This window comes from Herbaspirillum aquaticum (assembly GCF_002213425.1).
In the GTDB taxonomy this organism is placed as follows: Bacteria; Pseudomonadota; Gammaproteobacteria; order Burkholderiales; family Burkholderiaceae_D; genus Herbaspirillum; species Herbaspirillum aquaticum.
Map to the genome: position 1 here is coordinate 21,948 of NZ_NJGV01000020.1, position 18,264 is coordinate 40,211.

18 protein-coding genes are annotated in these 18,264 nt (G+C 64.0%); 15 read left to right on the plus strand and 3 right to left on the minus strand.

The genetic code is table 11. The features are described 5' to 3' along the window. Nucleotides 1-5 precede the first annotated feature (5 nt). The 3 genes from CEJ45_RS18055 to CEJ45_RS24830 form a co-directional block, all read right to left on the minus strand. On the minus strand, nucleotides 6-1,013 hold the full coding sequence (locus tag CEJ45_RS18055) for an ABC transporter substrate-binding protein (protein ID WP_088756417.1): 1,008 nt from the start codon (nucleotides 1,011-1,013) through the stop codon (nucleotides 6-8). Nucleotides 1,014-1,075: 62 nt separating this feature from the next. After that, the gene (locus tag CEJ45_RS18060; RefSeq protein WP_088756418.1) at nucleotides 1,076-2,161 is read right to left on the minus strand and encodes a LacI family DNA-binding transcriptional regulator; all 1,086 of its coding nucleotides are present in this window, start codon (nucleotides 2,159-2,161) and stop codon (nucleotides 1,076-1,078) included. A gap of 93 nt (nucleotides 2,162-2,254) precedes the next feature. Next, on the minus strand, nucleotides 2,255-2,410 hold the full coding sequence (locus tag CEJ45_RS24830; RefSeq protein WP_158214928.1) for a hypothetical protein: 156 nt from the start codon (nucleotides 2,408-2,410) through the stop codon (nucleotides 2,255-2,257). Nucleotides 2,411-2,694: 284 nt separating this feature from the next. On the opposite strand from CEJ45_RS24830, the gene leuS reads away from it, so the two are divergent. From leuS to CEJ45_RS18135, 15 genes are all read left to right on the plus strand, one after another. Then, nucleotides 2,695-5,343, plus strand: coding sequence for a leucine--tRNA ligase (gene leuS, locus CEJ45_RS18065; protein WP_039789529.1), 2,649 nt, complete (start codon nucleotides 2,695-2,697; stop codon nucleotides 5,341-5,343). 28 nt (nucleotides 5,344-5,371) lie between these two features. Next, entirely contained in the window at nucleotides 5,372-5,917 is a 546-nt protein-coding gene (locus tag CEJ45_RS18070; RefSeq protein WP_088756419.1) for an LPS-assembly lipoprotein LptE, read from the plus strand. Between the two features lie 17 nt (nucleotides 5,918-5,934). Next, entirely contained in the window at nucleotides 5,935-6,954 is a 1,020-nt protein-coding gene (gene holA, locus CEJ45_RS18075) for a DNA polymerase III subunit delta (RefSeq protein ID WP_088756420.1), read from the plus strand. Between the two features lie 86 nt (nucleotides 6,955-7,040). Continuing rightward, on the plus strand, nucleotides 7,041-8,309 hold the full coding sequence (locus CEJ45_RS18080) for a glutamate-5-semialdehyde dehydrogenase (protein WP_088756421.1): 1,269 nt from the start codon (nucleotides 7,041-7,043) through the stop codon (nucleotides 8,307-8,309). Between the two features lie 49 nt (nucleotides 8,310-8,358). Beyond that, nucleotides 8,359-8,784, plus strand: a complete 426-nt coding sequence (locus CEJ45_RS18085) for a CopD family protein (RefSeq protein WP_088756422.1) — start codon at nucleotides 8,359-8,361, stop codon at nucleotides 8,782-8,784. Nucleotides 8,785-8,850: 66 nt separating this feature from the next. Beyond that, a complete protein-coding gene (locus CEJ45_RS18090) occupies nucleotides 8,851-9,474 on the plus strand; it encodes a 2-hydroxychromene-2-carboxylate isomerase (RefSeq protein WP_088756423.1) in 624 nt (207 codons plus the stop codon). 81 nt (nucleotides 9,475-9,555) lie between these two features. After that, nucleotides 9,556-10,812: a THUMP domain-containing class I SAM-dependent RNA methyltransferase gene (locus CEJ45_RS18095; RefSeq protein WP_088756424.1), complete on the plus strand. Its 1,257-nt coding sequence runs from the start codon at nucleotides 9,556-9,558 to the stop codon at nucleotides 10,810-10,812. 175 nt (nucleotides 10,813-10,987) lie between these two features. After that, nucleotides 10,988-11,404 carry a DoxX family protein gene (locus tag CEJ45_RS18100; RefSeq protein ID WP_088756425.1) on the plus strand — a complete coding sequence of 139 codons (417 nt, stop codon included), beginning with the start codon at nucleotides 10,988-10,990 and terminating at the stop codon, nucleotides 11,402-11,404. Nucleotides 11,405-11,488: 84 nt separating this feature from the next. Then, complete coding sequence (locus tag CEJ45_RS18105) at nucleotides 11,489-12,334, plus strand: dioxygenase family protein (RefSeq protein WP_088756426.1); 846 nt, start codon at nucleotides 11,489-11,491, stop codon at nucleotides 12,332-12,334. A gap of 53 nt (nucleotides 12,335-12,387) precedes the next feature. Beyond that, nucleotides 12,388-13,299: a LysR family transcriptional regulator gene (locus tag CEJ45_RS18110; protein ID WP_088756427.1), complete on the plus strand. Its 912-nt coding sequence runs from the start codon at nucleotides 12,388-12,390 to the stop codon at nucleotides 13,297-13,299. A 341-nt stretch (nucleotides 13,300-13,640) separates the two neighbouring features. Beyond that, complete coding sequence (locus CEJ45_RS18115) at nucleotides 13,641-14,177, plus strand: 2,4'-dihydroxyacetophenone dioxygenase family protein (RefSeq protein ID WP_088756428.1); 537 nt, start codon at nucleotides 13,641-13,643, stop codon at nucleotides 14,175-14,177. A gap of 11 nt (nucleotides 14,178-14,188) precedes the next feature. Beyond that, nucleotides 14,189-14,923 (plus strand): SDR family NAD(P)-dependent oxidoreductase, encoded by a 735-nt coding sequence (locus CEJ45_RS18120; RefSeq protein WP_088756429.1) that lies wholly within the window; start codon nucleotides 14,189-14,191, stop codon nucleotides 14,921-14,923. Nucleotides 14,924-15,162: 239 nt separating this feature from the next. Further along, nucleotides 15,163-16,452, plus strand: a complete 1,290-nt coding sequence (locus tag CEJ45_RS18125; RefSeq protein ID WP_088756430.1) for an MFS transporter — start codon at nucleotides 15,163-15,165, stop codon at nucleotides 16,450-16,452. Nucleotides 16,453-16,547: 95 nt separating this feature from the next. Next, nucleotides 16,548-17,273 (plus strand): SDR family NAD(P)-dependent oxidoreductase, encoded by a 726-nt coding sequence (locus CEJ45_RS18130; RefSeq protein WP_088756431.1) that lies wholly within the window; start codon nucleotides 16,548-16,550, stop codon nucleotides 17,271-17,273. Nucleotides 17,274-17,466: 193 nt separating this feature from the next. Then, nucleotides 17,467-18,261 (plus strand): IclR family transcriptional regulator, encoded by a 795-nt coding sequence (locus CEJ45_RS18135; protein ID WP_088756432.1) that lies wholly within the window; start codon nucleotides 17,467-17,469, stop codon nucleotides 18,259-18,261. The last annotated feature ends 3 nt before the right edge of the window (nucleotides 18,262-18,264 follow it).

The following is an 18,264-nucleotide window of genomic DNA, read 5'->3' on the forward strand; positions in this document are numbered from 1 at the left end:
TGCATTTAACGCACTTCAGCCAGGTAGCGCTCGCCGAACTTGCGCTGGGCTTCGGCCATCTTGCCGTAGTCCACCGACTTGGCGCGGGCATATTCGGCAGCCGGCAGGAAACGCGCTTCCGCTTCCTTGGACATGGCCGAGGCACGTACCGGACGCAGGTAGGCGTTGGCCCAGATGGCCTGGCCCTGGTCGGACAGCAGGAAGTCCAACACCTTCTTCGCTTCGGCCTGGTGCGGTCCGTTCTTCACCAGCGAGACCACGTAGGGCACGGTGACGGTACCTTCCGAGGGAATCACGAAGGCCACGTTGGCGTGGTCCTTGTACTTGGCGCGGTAGGCGTCGAAGTCATAGCCCAGCAGGATGGGGATTTCACCCGAGATCAGGCGCGCATAGGAGGTCTGCTTGGGGACGATGGGCTGGTTCTTCTGCAGGTTCTTGAAGTAGGTGATGGCCGGCGAGAAATCATCGAGGGTGCCGCCCATGGCCTGGTTGATCGCCACCGCGCCGACATAGCCGACGAAGGCCGAGGCCGGGTCGAGGTAGCCGATCAGGCCCTTGTATTCGGGCTTTTGCAGGTCGGCCCAGGACTTGGGCACGGGCTTGCCCTTCAAGGCATCGACGTTGACCATGATGCCCATGGTGCCGGAGTGGATGGTGACCCAGTAGCCGTCAGGATCCTTCAGTCCGTTGGGGATGTCGTTCCAGTGGGCCGGCTTGTAGGCGGCCACCAGGTCCTTGTTCTTCGCTTCGATGCCGAAGGACACGCCCAGGTAGGTGAAATCGGCCACCGGGCTGGCCTTCTCGGCCGTCAGCTGGGCCAGGGCCTGGCCGCTGTTCTTGTTGTCAGGCGGCACGGTGATGCCGGTCTTGTCCTTGATGGCCTTGATCTGCGCGGCCCAGTCCGCCCACTCGGGCGGACAGTTGTAGCAGATCGCGGTCTGGGCCGAAGCGGCCAGGGAAGCCGACAGCAACAGCGCGCCGGCAGCGGTTTGAATAACACGTTTCAGGAACATGTCTGATCCTTTCCTAAGGGTTGAACAACGAGGGCACAACAAATTCTTCAACGACATCTGCATCAGCAAGAGGCCGGCGCGGGCGGCGCCACCGATCCCCCCTCGCGCAAGGCATGCGGGAGGATGTGGCGCACCCCGGCGATGACCGGCACCGGCGTCTCCACAGGCAGGGAGGCAGCAACAGCAGCAGGCAGCGCGCGCTCGATGGCATCGACCAGGGTACGCAAGGCGACATCGCCGATCTGCTCGGAAGGCTGCACCACGCTGGCCAGCACCGGCTGCATCAGCGCCCCGACAGGGATGCCGTCGAAGCCCATCACCGAGATATCGCCCGGCACCTGCAAGCCCAGTGCGCGCAGGTCGCGCATGGCACTCAGGGCCAGCAGGTCGTTGGAACAGAACAGGGCCGTAGGGCGATGCCGCGGGTCGGCCATCATCTGCTGGTAATCGGTGGCGGCAGTGAGCGTGTGGCGCTCGACCTCGATGGCCGGCAGCGGCGCCAGGCCGGCGGCTTGCATGGCATCGAGATAGCCGCAGTAGCGCTGCATGGCGCGGTCGGAGGCATTGAAGCGTCCCGAGAGCATCTGGATGCGGCGATGCCCCAGTCCGATCAGGTGGGTGACGGCATCGCAGGCGGCGGCGCGGTTGTCCACCGACACCGAGGCGCGCTGGATGGCGGTCCCGGCATCGGCCGCCGCCAGCTGGTTGTAGGCCAGCACGAAGGGAATGCGCTCGCGCTCCAGCAAGTCCAGAGTGGCATTGGCACCGGCATCAGCCACCGTCAGGATCACCCCATCGACGCGATGGCCCAGCAGCAGCTCCACCGCCGCCGATTCGTCTTCGGGCAGGTATTCGGTGGTGGTGAACATGACCGAGTAGTCCAGCGCGCGTGCCGCCAGCTCGATGCCTTGCAGGCATTGGGCGAAGACCGTGTTGGACAGGGTCGGCACGACCACCCCGACCGTGCGCGAATTGCCGGCGCGCAAGTTGCGGCCGGTGAAATTGGGACGGAAGCCCAGCTCGGCAATGCTGCGGTGGATCTTCTCGGCGGTCTCCGCACTGACCGAGCCGGGCTTGTTGAGCAGCCGGGACACGGTGGCAATGGAGACGCCAGCCAGATGGGCAACTTGTTTGATGGACGGACGCACGGGGTTTCCGGGGCAAATGAAAACGATTTCATGATGACGCCCGATTGTTACGCCCTCATGACCATCAAACCATGAGGAATGTGAACGAAAACCTCAACCACGCTGGATCTTGGCGACATTCCATCCCCCATGGAACGAAGCGGTCAAATTCAAGCCAATATCGATAAAAAATTGCTTTTTCACAATTTTTCGAGATTTAACAAGAAGTCTTTCGAGAACACGCCGCGCCGCCTCTGCCGGTGGTTTCATACGTCACGCCAGCCCCCATGCTGGCCGGCACACCATTCCAGTCCGTCGCCCCCTCGCAGGCGGGAACCGTGTAGCTGCTATCCCTGCTGCCGCCTGCTCAGGCACAGGGGTCTTGGCCCGCCTCTTTACGGAGGCGGGCTTTTTTTACGCCTGCCGGCTAGCCGGGGCGCAGGGTACGGGCCGCAATGCCGCGCCGGGGCAGTGAGCCGGTATAATGCAGGGTTTCGAATTGCAATCCGAATTGCGATCCCTTCCCAACCGAATTCCATCCGTATCAGCCCGTCATGCAAGATAAATACAGCCCAGCCGAAGTCGAACAGTCCGCACAGCAGCACTGGAACGCCATCGACGCCTACAAGACCGTCGAAAACGCCCGTGACAAGGAAGGCCGCGACAAGAAGAAGTTCTACGCCTGCTCGATGCTGCCCTATCCCTCCGGCAAGCTGCACATGGGCCACGTGCGCAACTACACCATCAACGATGTGATGTACCGCTACCTGCGCATGAACGGTTACAACGTCCTGATGCCCATGGGCTGGGACGCCTTCGGCATGCCCGCCGAAAACGCCGCCATGGCCAATGGCGTGCCGCCGGCGCAGTGGACTTATTCCAATATTGAATATATGAAGTCGCAGATGCAGTCGATGGGCCTGGCCATCGACTGGTCGCGCGAAATGACGGCCTGCCGTCCCGAGTACTACAAGTGGAACCAGTGGATGTTCCTGAAGATGCTGGAGAAGGGCATCATCTACAAGAAGACCGGGACCGTGAACTGGGATCCGATCGACCAGACCGTGCTGGCCAACGAGCAGGTCATCGACGGCCGTGGCTGGCGCTCGGGTGCCGTGATCGAAAAGCGCGAGATCCCGATGTACTACGCCAAGATCACCGACTACGCCGACGAACTGCTGGAACACGTCGAGACCAAGCTGCCCGGCTGGCCCGAGCGCGTGCGCCTGATGCAGGCCAACTGGATCGGCAAGTCCACCGGCGTGCGCTTTGCCTTCCCGCACCAGATCAAGGGCGCGGACGGCCAGCTCATCAACGATGGCAAGCTGTTCGTCTTCACCACCCGCGCCGACACCATCATGGGCGTGACCTTCTGCGCCGTGGCCCCGGAACACCCGCTGGCCACGCTCGCCGCAGAAAACAATCCGGCCCTGCAAGCCTTCATCGCCGAATGCAAGCAAGGCAGCGTGATCGAAGCCGACATGGCGACCATGGAAAAGAAGGGCATGCCCACGGGCCTGTTCGTCACCCATCCGCTGACCGGTGAGCAGGTCGAAGTCTGGGTCGGCAACTATGTGCTCATCACCTACGGCGACGGCGCCGTGATGGGCGTGCCGGCGCATGACGAGCGCGACTTCGCCTTCGCCCGCAAATACAATCTGCCGATCAAGCAGGTCATCGCCGTGGAAGGCAAGACCTACTCCACCGAAGCCTGGGAAGAATGGTACGGCGACAAGGAAGCCGGCAAGACCATCGCGTCCGGCAAGTACGATGGCCTGGGCTACCAGGCCGCCGTCGATGCGGTCGCCGCCGACCTGGCCGCACAGGGCCTGGGCGAGAAGAAGGTGACCTTCCGCCTGCGCGACTGGGGCATCTCGCGCCAGCGCTACTGGGGTACCCCCATCCCCATCATCCACTGCCCGGATTGCGGCGACGTGCCCGTGCCCGAGAAGGACCTGCCGGTGGTGCTGCCGGAAGACTGCGTACCGGACGGCAGCGGCAACCCGCTGAACAAGCATGAGCAATTCCTCAAGGTCGACTGCCCTTGCTGCGGCAAGCCGGCGCGCCGCGAAACCGACACCATGGACACCTTCGTGGATTCGTCCTGGTACTACATGCGCTATACCTCGCCGGGCAGCAACGAGGCGATGGTGGACTCCCGCAACGATTACTGGATGCCCATGGACCAGTACATCGGCGGCATCGAACACGCCGTGCTGCACCTGCTGTACGCGCGCTTCTGGACCAAGGTCATGCGCGACTTCGGCCTGGTCAAGTTCGACGAGCCCTTCACCAACCTGTTGACGCAGGGCATGGTCTTGAACGAGACCTACTATCGTGAAGACGCCGCCGGCAAGAAGACCTGGTACAACCCCGCCGACGTCGACCTGTCCTTCGATGACAAGGGCCGTCCGGTCTCGGCCGTCTTGAAGGAAGACGGCCAGCCGGTGATGATCGGCGGCACCGAGAAGATGTCCAAGTCCAAGAACAACGGCATCGACCCGCAAGCGCAGATCGACCAGTATGGTGCCGACACGGCGCGCCTGTTCACCATGTTCGCCTCGCCCCCGGAACAGACCCTAGAATGGTCCGGTGCCGGCGTGGAAGGCGCCAACCGCTTCCTGCGCCGCGTCTGGGCCTTCGGCTACAACAACGCCGCACGCATTACCGCAGCCGGTGCGCTCGATGCAGCCCAGCTCGACGATGGCCTGAAGACCCTGCGCCGCGAAGTGCACAAGGTCCTGCAGCAAGCCGACAACGACTTCAAGCGCATCCAGTACAACACCGTGGTTTCGGCCTGCATGAAGATGCTCAACACGCTCGAAGCCGCCAAGCCTGCTGCCGGCGCAGCCGGTGATGCGGTGATCGCCGAGTGCTTCTCGATCTTCCTGCGCGTCTTGAATCCGGTCGCCCCGCACATCACCCATGTGCTGTGGCAGCAGCTGGGCTATGCCCAGGCGCAGGGCGACATCCTTGATGCGGCCTGGCCGCAGGTCGATGCGGCCGCGCTGGAACAGAGCGAGCTCAAACTGGTGGTGCAGGTCAACGGCAAGCTGCGCGGTGAAGTGACCGTGCCGAAGGATGCCGACAAGGCCGCCATCGAAGCCGCCGCGCTGGCCAACGAAGACGTCAAGAAATTCCTGACCGGCGCACCGAAGAAGGTGATCGTGGTGCCAGGCAAGCTGGTCAACATCGTTGCCTGATACGGCCCAACCTTAACGACGGAACTCCATGCACGCTCAAGTCCAACTCAAGCGTTTCTCGCAATGGCTGCTGCTGGTGGCTGCAGCCGTGATGCTCACGGCCTGCGGCTTCCACCTGCGCGGTGCGGCTGACCTGCCCTTCAAGACCATCTACCTGGGCTTTGGAGCCAACTCGGCGGTCGGGGTCGAACTCAAGCGCAACATCGAGGCCAGCGGTGCCAAGGTGGTGGCCGATCCCAAGGACGCCGAAGCCAACCTGAAGGTGCTGGCCGATTCCCGCGACCGCCAGGTGCTGACCTTGAACACCAACGGCCGCGTGCGTGAATTCGCACTGTTCCAGCGCTTTACCTTCTCGGTCACCGATGCCAAGGGCGTCACCGTGATTCCGCCGACGGCCATTACCCTGCGCCGCGTCATCACCTATGACGAGAACCAGGAACTGGCCAAGCAGGCTGAAGAAGTGCTGCTCTACCGCGACATGCAGTCCGACCTGGTGCAGCAGATCCTGCGTCGCCTGGCGGCCTCCAGGACGGCCATCAAGAACGAGAAGGAGGCGGCCGAGTCGGATTCCTGACCGGCTCCGCAATCGCCATGCAACTGCGCCACGACTCCCTGGACGCCCATCTCGGCAAATCGCTGGCGTCGCTCTACGTGATCGCCAGCGACGAGCACCTGCTGGCGCTGGAAGCCGCCGACAAGATCCGCCGCAGTGCCCGCGCCAATGGCTATACCGAACGCGAGGTGCTGGTGGTGGAGCGCAGCTTCAAGTGGGGCGAACTGCTGGCGGCCAACCAGTCGCAATCGCTGTTCGGCGACAAGAAGCTCATCGAACTGCGCATCCCCACCGGCAAGCCCGGCAAGGATGGCGGCCAGGCCCTGCAGGATTACGCCGCCAATCTCTCCCCCGACAACCTGACCATCATCAGCCTGCCCAAGCTGGACTGGGCCACCCAGAAGGCGGCCTGGGTCGGTGCCCTGCAGCAGGCGGCGGTCTACATCGACATCCCGCTGGTGGAACGCGCACAGTTGCCAGCCTGGATCGGCAACCGCCTGGCGGCGCAGCAGCAGAGCGCCGACCGGCCCTGCCTGGATTTCATCGCCGACCGCGTGGAGGGCAACCTCCTGGCCGCGCACCAGGAGATCCAGAAGCTGGCCCTGCTGCATCCGCCGGGCAAGCTCAGTTTCGAACAGGTGCAGGATGCGGTCCTGAATGTGGCGCGTTATGACGTCTTCAAGCTCAACGAAGCCATGCTCTCGGGCGACATCGCGCGCCTGACGCGCATGATGGACGGCTTGAAAGGCGAAGGCGAGGCGCTGCCACTGGTGCTGTGGGCGGTCACCGAAGAAATCCGCACCCTGCTCAAGCTCAAATCCGGCATGGCGCAGGGCAAGCCCGTGGGCGCGCTGCTGAAGGAATACCGCATCTGGGGCCCGCGCGAACGCCTGATGGAACCGGCCCTGCGCCGCATCAGCCTGGCCACGCTGGAACAGGCGTTGCAGGAAGCGGCCCTGGTGGACCGCATGGTCAAGGGCCTGCGTGCCCGCAGCTTTGCCGGCGACCCATGGGACGCCTTGCTGCAACTGGGCCTGAAGCTGGCACGCGGACGCTGATCCGGCCGCACACCGTGCATCGAACAACGAATACCGAATACCCGACATCGAACCCGCCGCGTGCATCGCGCCCCGGAGAAAACAGCATGGAAAACATCGACCTCTACATGAACCGCATCGGCCAGCAGGCCCGTGCCGCCTCGCGCGCCATGGCGCGTGCCGATACCGCTGCCAAGAACCAGGCGCTGCTGCTGATCGCTGCCGCCATCCGCCGCGAGGCCGATGTCCTGCGCGCAGCCAATGCGCTGGACCTGGACGCGGCCCGCGCCAATGGCCTGGCCGAGGCCATGCTGGACCGCCTGACCTTGTCCGACAAGGCCATCGCCACCATGGCCGAAGGCCTCGAACAGATCGCCTCCCTGCCCGATCCCATCGGTGAGATCAGCAACATGAAGTACCGCCCCACCGGCATCCAGGTCGGCCAGATGCGCGTGCCGCTGGGCGTGATCGGCATCATCTACGAGGCCCGTCCCAACGTGACGGTCGACGCCGCAGGCCTGTGCATCAAGAGCGGCAACGCCACCATCCTGCGCGGCGGTTCCGAAGCCATCCATTGCAACCAGGCCCTGGCCAAGCTGGTCAAGGAAGGCCTGGCCGGTGCCGGCCTGCCGGAACAGGCCGTGCAGGTCGTCGAGACCACCGACCGTGCTGCCGTGGGTGCGCTCATCACCATGCAGGAATACGTGGACGTGATCGTCCCGCGCGGCGGCAAGGGCCTGATCGAGCGCCTCATGAAGGAAGCCAAGGTGCCGATGATCAAGCACCTCGACGGCATCTGCCACGTCTACATCGACGACAAGGCTGACACCCGCAAGGCGCTGGACGTGGCCTTCAATGCCAAGTGCCATCGCTACGGCACCTGCAACACCATGGAAACCCTGCTGGTATCGCGCAACATCGCCGCCGCGATCCTGCCGCCGCTGTCCGAACTGTATCGCGTCAAGGAAGTGGAACTGCGCTGCGACCCGGAAGCCGCCGAGATCCTGGCCGGCTATCCGCTGCTCAAGGCCGCCACCGAAGAGGATTGGGACACCGAATACCTGGCCCCCATCCTGGCCGTGAAAGTGGTGGCCGACATGGATGAGGCCATCGAGCACATCAACCGCCATTCTTCGCAGCACACTGACAGCATCATCACCGAGGACTACACGCGCGCCATGCGTTTCCTGCGCGAGGTGGATTCGGCCTCGGTCATGGTCAATGCCTCGACGCGCTTTGCCGATGGCTTCGAATACGGCCTGGGTGCGGAGATCGGCATCTCCAACGACAAGCTGCATGCACGCGGCCCGGTGGGACTGGAAGGACTGACCTCGCTGAAGTACGTGGTGCTGGGCCAGGGACAGGTCCGCCAGTAAGACACACGCACGCCACACCCCCAAGCCATCACGCACGACAAGGATAGCCATGCTCTGGATCAAAGCCCTGCACATCGTCTTCATCGCCTCCTGGTTCGCCGGCCTGTTCTACCTGCCGCGCATCTTCGTGAACCTGGCGCAGGAGACCGACCTGGTCGCGCGCGAACGCCTGCTGGGCATGGCGCGCCGCCTCTACCGTTTCACCGGCATGATCTCGCTGGTGGCGCTGGTGCTGGGCGTGTGGCTGCTGGCCCTCACCTGGTCGTTCTGGAAAGGCCCGGGCAATGGCTGGCTGCATGCCAAGCTGTTCCTGGTGGTGCTGGTGATCGGCTACCAGCACGCCTGCGGCTCGCTGCTCAAGAAATTCGAACACGGCAAGAACGTGCGCAGCCACGTCTGGTATCGCTGGTTCAACGAAGTGCCGGTGCTGCTGATGCTGGCCATCGTGATCCTGGTCGTGGTCAAGCCCTTCTGATCATTCTGCAACTAACCCAGCAGTCTTCGTCCGCTGCATTCCACACTCATCCTTCCGGAGCCGGTCATGAGCAAAGTCTGTGAGTACTTCTTCGCGCCGCATTCACCGTTCGCCTACCTGGGCCACGATCGTTTCGTCGCCCTCGCCGAAAAATACCAGGTACAGATCCTGCCCAAGCCTTTCGACCTGTCCAAGATCTTCGGTGTCTCCGGCGGCCTGCCGCTGGCCAAGCGCGCACCGCAGCGCCAGGCTTACCGCTTGAAGGAACTGGCACGCTGGAGCGAATTCCTGGGCAAGCCCATGGTGCTGCAGCCGACCTATTTCCCGGTCAACAGCGACAATGCGGCGCGCCTGATCATCGCCACCCAGCTGGCCCACGGCACCGCCGCGTCCTTGCGCCTGACCGGTGCCATCATGCGCGCCGTGTGGGAAGAACAACGCAACATCGCCGACCACGACACCCTGGTGGCCATCGCCAATGCCAATGAACACGACGGCGCAGCCCTGCTGAAGTCGGCCGAAACGGCCAGCGTGCAGGCCGAATTCGACCGCTTCACCGATGAGGCCAATGCCGCCAGCATCTTCGGTGCACCGTGGTACGTCTACGACGGCGAAGGCTACTGGGGCCAGGACCGACTGGACTTCGTCGAGCGCGCCTTCGCGAAAGGCTCAGCGGCCAGCGTACAATGACGCCGGACTGCGCAGCGAGCCGCGCAGTCCGGCTTTTTTCATTTTTGTTACTTTGTTTTCCAACGGATAAAAGGTACTCCCATGCAATCTCCCGACACCAACTACTCTTACTTCTGTCCCTGCCCGCGCGGCCTGGAAGCGGCCCTGGCCGACGAACTCAACGAGATCGCCCAGCACGCCGGTCCCGCCGCCAACCTCAAGGTGCACAACCAGGTGCCCGGTGGCGTGCACTGCTCCGGCACCCTGCTGGCGGCCTACCAGATGAACCTGCACTCGCGCATCGCCAGCCGCGTGCTGCTGCGCATGGGACATGGTTCCTACAAGAACGAGAACGACATCTACGACCTCACCCTGGCGCAAGCCTGGGAAGACTGGTTCAAGGTCTCCCACACCATCCGCGTGGACCTGACCGCCGTGAAGTCGCCGCTGCGCAGCCTGGAGTTCAGCACCCTCAAGATCAAGGATGCGATCTGCGACCGCTTCCTGGACCAGTTCAAGCTGCGTCCTTCGGTGAACACGCGCACGCCTGACATGCGCATCGCCGGTTTCGTCGATGCCCACAATTTCACGGTCTATCTCGATACCTCCGGCGAGGCGCTCTTCAAGCGCGGCTGGCGCGAAGAAACCGGTGACGCGCCACTGCGCGAAAACCTGGCGGCGGGCCTCTTGCGCACCGCAGGCTGGAAGCCGGGCGTGCCGCTGTTCGATCCCATGTGCGGTTCCGGCACCATCCTGGCCGAAGCCGCGCAGATCATCGCCGGCGTGCCGCCGGGCGCACGCCGCCGCTTCGCCTTCGAGAAGTTCAGCAACTTCGATGCCGATGCCTGGTTCGCCATCAAGGGCGATTTCAAACCCAATCCGATTCCGACCACGCCTACGCTCTTCGGCAGCGACATCTCCGGCGACATGGTGGAACTGACCCGCAAGAACCTGGTGCGCGCCGGGGTGCACTTCGAGGTACCGCTGAAGCAGATCGAAGCACAGGAAATCAAGCCGCCGGTCGATGCCGAGGGCAAGCCGCTGGTCGGCATCATCCTCTCCAATCCGCCTTACGGTGAGCGTATCGGCGTGCGCGGCGACCGCGCCTTGCCGACCGAGGAATTGTTCGCGCAGTTCTTCAGCGCCTTCTCCAGCACCTTGAAGCAGCGCTTTGCGGGCTGGAGCGTATTCCTGTTCTCGGCCGACCTCGGCCTGCCCAAGCTGATGCGCCTGAAGGAAGCCCGCAAGACGCCGTTCTTCAACGGTGCCCTGGAATGCCGCCTGTTCCGCTTCGACATGGTGGCCGGCTACAACCGCCGCGAGGAAGCCAAGCCGGTCCCGCGCGACAGCGAAGACTGATCCTCTCCGGCGCGGGTGGATTGTCAACCTCCCCAAGACAATCCATCCCGCCGCAGCCGGTTTATCCGGCCTGCGTTCTTCCCTACAGTGTGGACTTGGACAATGCCGTTGCGCACGCAAGATAAAGCGCAACGCTGGCCATCCTTCATCCACTCCACACTTTTCCGGGATCTCCATGACCACCGTTACCGTCAACACCCGCGCCGACTACGCCGCCTTCCTGCTGCGCGTTACCATGGGCATTTTCTTCCTGGTCCACGCCGGCCTGAAACTGTTCGTCTTCACGCCCGCCGGGACCGTCGGCTTCTTTGCCTCGCTGGGCGTACCAGGCTGGTTCGCCTATCCGGTCATCGCATTGGAAGTCATCGGGGGCATCGCGCTGGTGCTGGGTATCTATGGCCGCTGGTTGGCCCTGCCGCTGGCCGCCGACCTGCTGGGCGCGATCGTGCTGGTGCATGGCAAGGCCGGCTTCTTCTTCACCAACCCCAAGGGCGGCTGGGAATACCTGGCGCTGTGGATCGTCGGCCTGATTGCCGTATTCCTGCTCGGCGATGGCGCCTTTGCCCTCAAGCGTGAAGCGCCGCGCCCATAACGGCGCCCGCCTCCGACGTCGCCGGGCCGCGCGCCCGGCGTCAATGTTTTATATCATTCAGCGCATCAGCCAAGGAGTTCCATCATGTCCACCAGCAACCTCACCGACAGCTTCACCCTGCCTTCACTGTTCGTCTCGCACGGCTCGCCCATGCTGGCCGTGGAACCGGGCCGCACCGGCCCGCTGCTGGCGGGCATCGGCGCGACGCTGCCGCGTCCGCGTGGCATCGTGATGGTGTCGCCGCACTGGGAGACCTTCACGCCGCGCGTGGGCAACCAGGCCAAGCCGCGCGTGATCCATGATTTCGGCGGCTTCCCGCAGGCGCTGTATGAACTGGACTATCCCGCCCCCGGGGCACCGGCGCTGGCCGAGCATGTGGCGCAGCGCCTGCGTGACGGCGGCCTGCCGGCCAATACCGATGGCGGCTGGGGACTCGATCACGGGGCCTGGGTGCCGCTGCGCTATCTCTACCCGCACGCCGATGTGCCGGTGATCCAGCTCTCGCTGCAATCGCAGCAGCCCCCCGAATATCACTATCAGGTCGGCCGCCTGCTGGCGCCCCTGGCCAAGGAAGGCATCCTGCTGGTCGGCTCGGGCAGCTTCACGCACAACCTGCGCGAACTGCGCCGCAACGAGATCGAGGGCGGCGATGCGCCGCATACGCTGGAATTCCTGCGCTGGTTCCTGGAACGCATGCAGGCCGGTGACCTGCAGGCCCTGTTCGGCTACCGGACCACGGCCCCGCATGCGGTGCGCACGCATCCCAGCGACGAACACCTGCTGAGCCTGTTCTTCGCCATGGGCGCAGCCGATGACTGGACCCAGCTGGTTCACCTCGACAGCGGTTCGACGTATCATAGCCTGCGCATGGACGCCTTCGCCTTCGGCACCGGCTCCCGCCTGCTGGCACAACTTCCGGCAGCTGCCTGAGCGGCCGTCTTTCCGGACGGCGCCAGCGCGGCGCCATCTGGGGAAAAGACAAGTTGAACAAACTGCGCGAAATCGAATGCTTCATCGCCGTGGCCGACCTCGGCAGCTTCGTCAAGGCGGCCGATGCGCTGGGCATTTCCAAGGCCGCCGTCTCGCGCACGGTACTGGAACTGGAAGCGCGCCTGGGTTCGCGCCTGATGCAACGGACCACGCGCCGGCTCTCGCTGACCGAAGCCGGCAGCCTCTATCTGGAACGCTGCAAGCAGATAGTTGCAGCATTGGAAGAAGCCGATGACCTGCTCCTGGCCGGCAGCGCCAAACCCGCTGGCCTGCTGCGCATCAACGCCCCGGTGACCTTCGGTATCCTGCATCTCGCACCGCTGTGGCCGATCTTCCTGGAACGCCATCCGGAAGTGGAACTGGACATCACCCTGTCGGACCGCATCGTCGACATCATCGATGAAGGCTATGACCTGGCGATCCGCATCGCCCGGCTGGCCGATTCCACGCTGATCCACCGCAAGCTCACCAGCACCAGCCTGCCCATCTGCGCTTCGCCGGCCTACCTCGAAGCGCACGGCACGCCGCGCCATCCACACGAGCTGGCACAACACCAGGTCATCAGCTACAGCTACAACCACGGCAAGGACGAGTGGCAATTCAGCGGACCGGAAGGTCCGGTGAGCGTGCGCGTCAATGCACGCATGCACGTCAACAATGGCGACAGCTGCGTGCAGGCGGCGCTGGGCGGCATCGGCATCACGCGCCAGCCGACCTTCATGATCGACCAGTACCTGCGCAGCGGGCAGCTGGTTCCCATCCTCTCCGATTACACCGCGCCGGACCTCGGCATCTATGCGGTCTACCCCAGCCGCGCGCATCTCCCGGCCAAGGTCAGGGCGATGCTGGATTTTCTGTCCGAAGCCTTCGCGCAGGTGCACTGGTCCGGACCGACCGAGGCCTGATCGCCTGATCGCCTGATTGCCCGATCCCTCGGCGATAGCAACGCAGAGGTTCTCGCAGGGCGCCCACGCTCTCCCGCAGGCTGGCTTGAACGGCAGCCATGCATAATTTTCATGCATCCTCACACCAGCTTGCAGGCTCGTCTTGCGGACGCTGCACTGGCGCGCAATTGCAGTGGAGCAGACCGGCGCATGCGATTGCGGCTCGCTTTCCGGCGGGCCTGTCCGGGCCGAAATGCCATTGACACACCGTCTTCTATCGTCGACATTGACCATATGGCGAACGCTTTGTCCATATATTGAACAAAGTCCCGATTCAATAGAAGAACCTCAGGAGACCCCACATGACTGCCAACGGCACCCCCATGCCCGCCGACCAGAAGATGAAGCCCTACCAGCTCCCCAACCCCAAGGAAGCGCCGCTGGAAATCGTGGTCAATCCGGCCGTGCCGGAGGACGAACGCATCTGGGTGCCGCAGGCGGAGAACGTGTGGTTCCGTCCGCTGTGCCTGAATGTCTCGCAGGGCTACTGGACCAACCTGCTGCGCGTGCGCAAGTCCGGCGTGCTCTCGCGCCACCGTCATCCCGCACCGGTGCATGGCATGGTGCTCAAAGGCCGCTGGCGCTACCTGGAACACGACTGGATCGCCGAACAGGGCAGCTACGTCTTCGAGCCGCCTGGCGAGACTCACACCCTCTACGTCCCTGAAGACGTGGAAGAGATGATCACCTACTTCCACATCACCGGCGTGATGTTCTATTGCGATCCCTGGGGCAAGTTCGAAGGCTACGAGGATGTCTTCACCAAGCTCGACATGTGCCGCAAGCACTATGAAGCGGTTGGACTGGGCAGCGATTACGTCAATCGCTTCGTACGCTGAGGATGCATGAAATGACTTATCCTCGCGCCTCCCATGACTTTGCCGACTGCGTGGCCGTGGTCACCGGCGGCCATGGCGGCATCGGTGCGGCCATCAGCGCACGCCTGGCCGCGGGCGGCGCGCAGGTGGTCGTCTGGGACCAGCAGCATGATGCTGCCTCGCCCTATCGGCAAGAAAGCCTCGACATCACCGATGCCGCTGCGGTCATGCAGGCCGCACAGCAACTGCTGGCCGAGACCGGACGCATCGATTTCCTCATCAACAACGCCGGTTACGCCGGCCCTACCGTGCCGCTGGACGAGTACGACGTCGCCCAATGGCACTGCATCGTGCAGGTCAACCTGATGGGCGTCTTCCATGCCTGCCGCAGTGTGACGCCGGCCATGCGCGCAGCCGGACGCGGACGCATCGTCAACATCGCCTCGCTGGCCGGCAAGGAAGGCACACCCAATGCCTCGGCCTACAGCGCTGCCAAGGCAGGCGTCCTGGCGCTGACCAAGTCCCTGGGCAAGGAGCTGGCCGAGACCGGCGTGCTGGTCAACGCCATTGCCCCGGCGGCCGTCAAGACCGCGCTGCTGGAGCAGATGTCGCCAGCCCATGTGCAGACCATGATCGCCAAGAGCCCCATGCATCGCCTGGGCACGGTCGATGAGGTCGCCGACATGTGCGCATGGCTGTGCTCCGGGTCCTGCAGCTTCAACACCGGCGCCGTATTCGATCTTTCGGGCGGGCGCGCAACGTACTGAGCGGCTTGCCGCTCGACCACACGAATCATCCGGGCAAACAAGGATCGCATGCCGGGGCAGGCAGAAGCCGCCCAGGCAGCGCCGGAAGAGCAACACGCAGGGACGGACTCCACACCGTCCTCAAGACCGCATCCTTGCATGACGCTTCGGCCATGTCATCGACAGCGAGCTCCGCAATAGACGGAGCCGGCACGAAGCACGCCAATGGCATTGACTCATTCACACTGGAGACGTAACCCATGGAAGTCCAAAAGGAAAAGAGCCCCCGGCTCAAACGCATACAGCTCGTGGCACTGAGCTTCCTGATGCTGGCAGGCATCGTCAACTACCTCGACCGCAGCACGCTGTCCATCGCCAACCACTCGGTGAGCCAGGAGCTCAACCTCTCGGCCTCGCAGATGGGCCTGTTGCTGTCGGCCTTCTCGCTGGCCTATGCCTTCTCGCAATTGCCCATCGGCGCCATGCTCGACAAGTTCGGCGCGCGCGTGATGCTGGGCGCGGGCATGTTCATCTGGTCGGTGGCACAGCTGGCGGGGGGCTTCGTGAGCAGCCTGCAGCAGTTCCTGGTGGCACGGGTGTTCCTCGGCCTGGGTGAGGCGCCACAGTTCCCGGCCGGCGCCAAGGTGGTCTCGGAATGGTTTGCCATGCGCGAGCGCGGCGGGCCGACCGGCATCTTCGTGGCCTCCTCCACCATCGGACCGGCGCTGGCGCCGCCCATCCTCACGATCCTGATGCTCTCCTTCGGCTGGCGCATGATGTTCGTCATCATGGGCGTACTGGGCATCGCCGTGTCGGTGGGCTGGTACCTGTTTTACCGGAATCGCAACGAAGTCCAGCTCACTCCCTCCGAGGTGCTGTACCTGGCCGATGACCATGACAACGACCCCAACGCCAATGCCAAACTGAGCTGGTCCGAATGGAAGAGCCTCTTCACCTATCGCACCACCTGGGGCATGCTGTTCGGCTTCATGGGCGTGATCTACATGGTGTGGCTGTACCTCACCTGGCTGCCCGCCTACCTGGAACATGAGCGCCATCTCTCCATCGCGCGCACCGGCTGGGTGGTGGTGATTCCCTACATCTTCGGCACGCTCGGCATGCTCTCCTCGGGCTACATCGCCGATGGCCTGATGAAGCGCGGCATGCCTGCCATCCGCAGCCGCAAGTGGCCGATCTGCGCGGGCTTGATCGGTGCCGGTGCCTTCACCATTCCGGCCGCCTATACGCCCAGCACCACCATGGCCATCGTCTACATCTCGCTGGCCATGGCCTTCGTGAACATGGCTTCCGGTGGCGCCTGGGCGCTGGTCTCGGTGGCCATTCCGCGGCGCCTGGTGGCATCGCTGGGCAGCATGCAGAACTTCGGCGGCTATCTCGGCGGATCGCTGGCACCGGTCATCACGGGCGTGGTGGTGGACCAGACCCACTCCTTCGTCAATGCCCTCCTGATCAGTGCCGCCGTGGCCTTCGCCGCCGCGCTGGTCTACATGTTCGTGGTGGACAAGCCTATCGAGGCACACGCCGCCTGAGGCAAACCTTCACCCGTCAGTAGCCTGACCCGATGCCGCCGCCCGTGGGTAGCGGCATCCAGCCAGTCTCCTGCCACTCACCAGAAGGAATTTTCATGAGCTTCATTCCCGACCTGCTCCGGGGCAAGACCGCCCTCGTTACCGGCGGCACCCAAGGCATAGGCGCGGCCGTTGCACGCCAGCTCGCCGCACTGGGCGCACACGTCATCGCCGCCGGCCTGCCGCCCTTTGCGCATGAGTCATTCGAGGGCAGCGGCATCACCCTGGCCGAGATGAACGTGGCCAGCGAAGACAGCGTGCGCGCGGTGCTGGCCAACATCACGCAACTCGATATCGTGGTCAACTGCGCCGGCATCATCAAGCGCGGGGAAGAGCTGGAGACCGAGGTCTTCGAGCAGGTCATCGCGGTCAACCTCACCGGCACCATGCGGGTGTGCGCTGCCAGCCGCGAACTGCTCAAGCAATCCGGGGGCTGCATCGTCAATACCGCCTCCATGCTCAGCTTCTTCGGTGGCGGACTGGTGCCGGGCTACAGCGCCAGCAAGGGCGGCGTGGCGCAGCTGACCAAGTCGCTGGCCATCGCCTATGCGGCCGACGGCATCCGCGTCAATGCGGTGGCGCCGGGCTGGATCGCCACCCCGCTCACGCAAGCCCTGCAGGACGATCCCGTACGCGCCGGACCGATCCTGGCGCGCACACCGCTGGGCCGCTGGGGCAAGCCGGAAGACATCGGCCAGGTGGTCGCTTTCCTGTGTTCACCGGCGGCCTCCTTCATGACCGGTGCCATCGTGCCGGTCGATGGCGGCTATCTGGTGGCCTGACGCCACCGCAACGCTTTCACGTGCAATGCCATTTGCCCGCGCCGGCTCCAGACGGCGCGGGATTTTTTGCAGGTGGGCTCGGCTATAATCTGGCCCGAAATCGGTACGGAATTCTGTACGGATTTTCGTACTGAATCTTGTACGCAATCCTGCCCCTGTCCTTGATCCACTCCTGCCCCACGATCCCGCGCTCATGCCCGACCACGACAAACAAGCTGACGACAACAAGATCGCGGGCACGGCCGCCTTCTCCAAGTTCATGGCGGTGCTGCAGCTGATCGCCGATCAGGAAGCGCCCCTCTCCATTGCGCAGCTGGCGGCGCTGTCGGGCTATCCGCGCCCCACGGTCTATCGCATCCTCGGCGCGCTCATGGCCGAGGGCATGGTGGTGGAGAACCCGCGCAGCAGGCAATATGAAGTCGGACCGCGCCTGATCCATCTGGCCAGCCGCGCCTGGGACCGCAGCGACATCCGTACCACGGCCATCGAGCCGTTGCGCCAGCTGCGCGACATCACGCGCGAGACCGTGCACCTGGCCGTGCCCAGCGACCACAGCATGGTCTACATCGAGAAACTGGAAAGTCCGCAAGCCGTGCGCATGGATTCGCGCATCGGGACCCGCGTGACCTTGTATTCGAGTTCAGTGGGCAAAGCCTACCTGGCCGCACTGGAACAAGCGCAGCGCGAACGCCTGATGCGCGCGCTGCATCTGCAAGCCTTCACGGCCAACACGCACACCACGCTGGAGGCCCTGCGCGCCGATGTCGAAGAGACCCGCACGCGCGGCTACGCCGAAGACCGCGAAGAGAACGAAGCCCAGATCTTTTGCTACGGCGCCGCCATCATCGGTGCGGATGGCGTACCGGTGGCCTGCGTGAGCGTGAGCATTCCGCTGTATCGCCGCCTGGCCGATGCGCAGCAGGCCTATGTGATGCCGCTGCTGCAAGCCTGCGCGCACATCTCGCGCAAGCTTGCCGGACCGGGCTGAGTC

Bases quoted from the DNA above. Each gene is read 5' to 3' on its own strand.
- CEJ45_RS18055 (WP_088756417.1), bottom strand. From the start codon at position 1,013: ATGTTCCTGAAACGTGTTATTCAAACCGCTGCCGGCGCGCTGTTGCTG.
- CEJ45_RS24830 (WP_158214928.1), bottom strand. From the start codon at position 2,410: ATGAAACCACCGGCAGAGGCGGCGCGGCGTGTTCTCGAAAGACTTCTT.
- leuS (WP_039789529.1), top strand. From the start codon at position 2,695: ATGCAAGATAAATACAGCCCAGCCGAAGTCGAACAGTCCGCACAGCAG.
- CEJ45_RS18070 (WP_088756419.1), top strand. From the start codon at position 5,372: ATGCACGCTCAAGTCCAACTCAAGCGTTTCTCGCAATGGCTGCTGCTG.
- holA (WP_088756420.1), top strand. From the start codon at position 5,935: ATGCAACTGCGCCACGACTCCCTGGACGCCCATCTCGGCAAATCGCTG.
- CEJ45_RS18080 (WP_088756421.1), top strand. From the start codon at position 7,041: ATGGAAAACATCGACCTCTACATGAACCGCATCGGCCAGCAGGCCCGT.
- CEJ45_RS18085 (WP_088756422.1), top strand. From the start codon at position 8,359: ATGCTCTGGATCAAAGCCCTGCACATCGTCTTCATCGCCTCCTGGTTC.
- CEJ45_RS18090 (WP_088756423.1), top strand. From the start codon at position 8,851: ATGAGCAAAGTCTGTGAGTACTTCTTCGCGCCGCATTCACCGTTCGCC.
- CEJ45_RS18095 (WP_088756424.1), top strand. From the start codon at position 9,556: ATGCAATCTCCCGACACCAACTACTCTTACTTCTGTCCCTGCCCGCGC.
- CEJ45_RS18100 (WP_088756425.1), top strand. From the start codon at position 10,988: ATGACCACCGTTACCGTCAACACCCGCGCCGACTACGCCGCCTTCCTG.
- CEJ45_RS18105 (WP_088756426.1), top strand. From the start codon at position 11,489: ATGTCCACCAGCAACCTCACCGACAGCTTCACCCTGCCTTCACTGTTC.
- CEJ45_RS18115 (WP_088756428.1), top strand. From the start codon at position 13,641: ATGACTGCCAACGGCACCCCCATGCCCGCCGACCAGAAGATGAAGCCC.
- CEJ45_RS18120 (WP_088756429.1), top strand. From the start codon at position 14,189: ATGACTTATCCTCGCGCCTCCCATGACTTTGCCGACTGCGTGGCCGTG.
- CEJ45_RS18125 (WP_088756430.1), top strand. From the start codon at position 15,163: ATGGAAGTCCAAAAGGAAAAGAGCCCCCGGCTCAAACGCATACAGCTC.
- CEJ45_RS18130 (WP_088756431.1), top strand. From the start codon at position 16,548: ATGAGCTTCATTCCCGACCTGCTCCGGGGCAAGACCGCCCTCGTTACC.
- CEJ45_RS18135 (WP_088756432.1), top strand. From the start codon at position 17,467: ATGCCCGACCACGACAAACAAGCTGACGACAACAAGATCGCGGGCACG.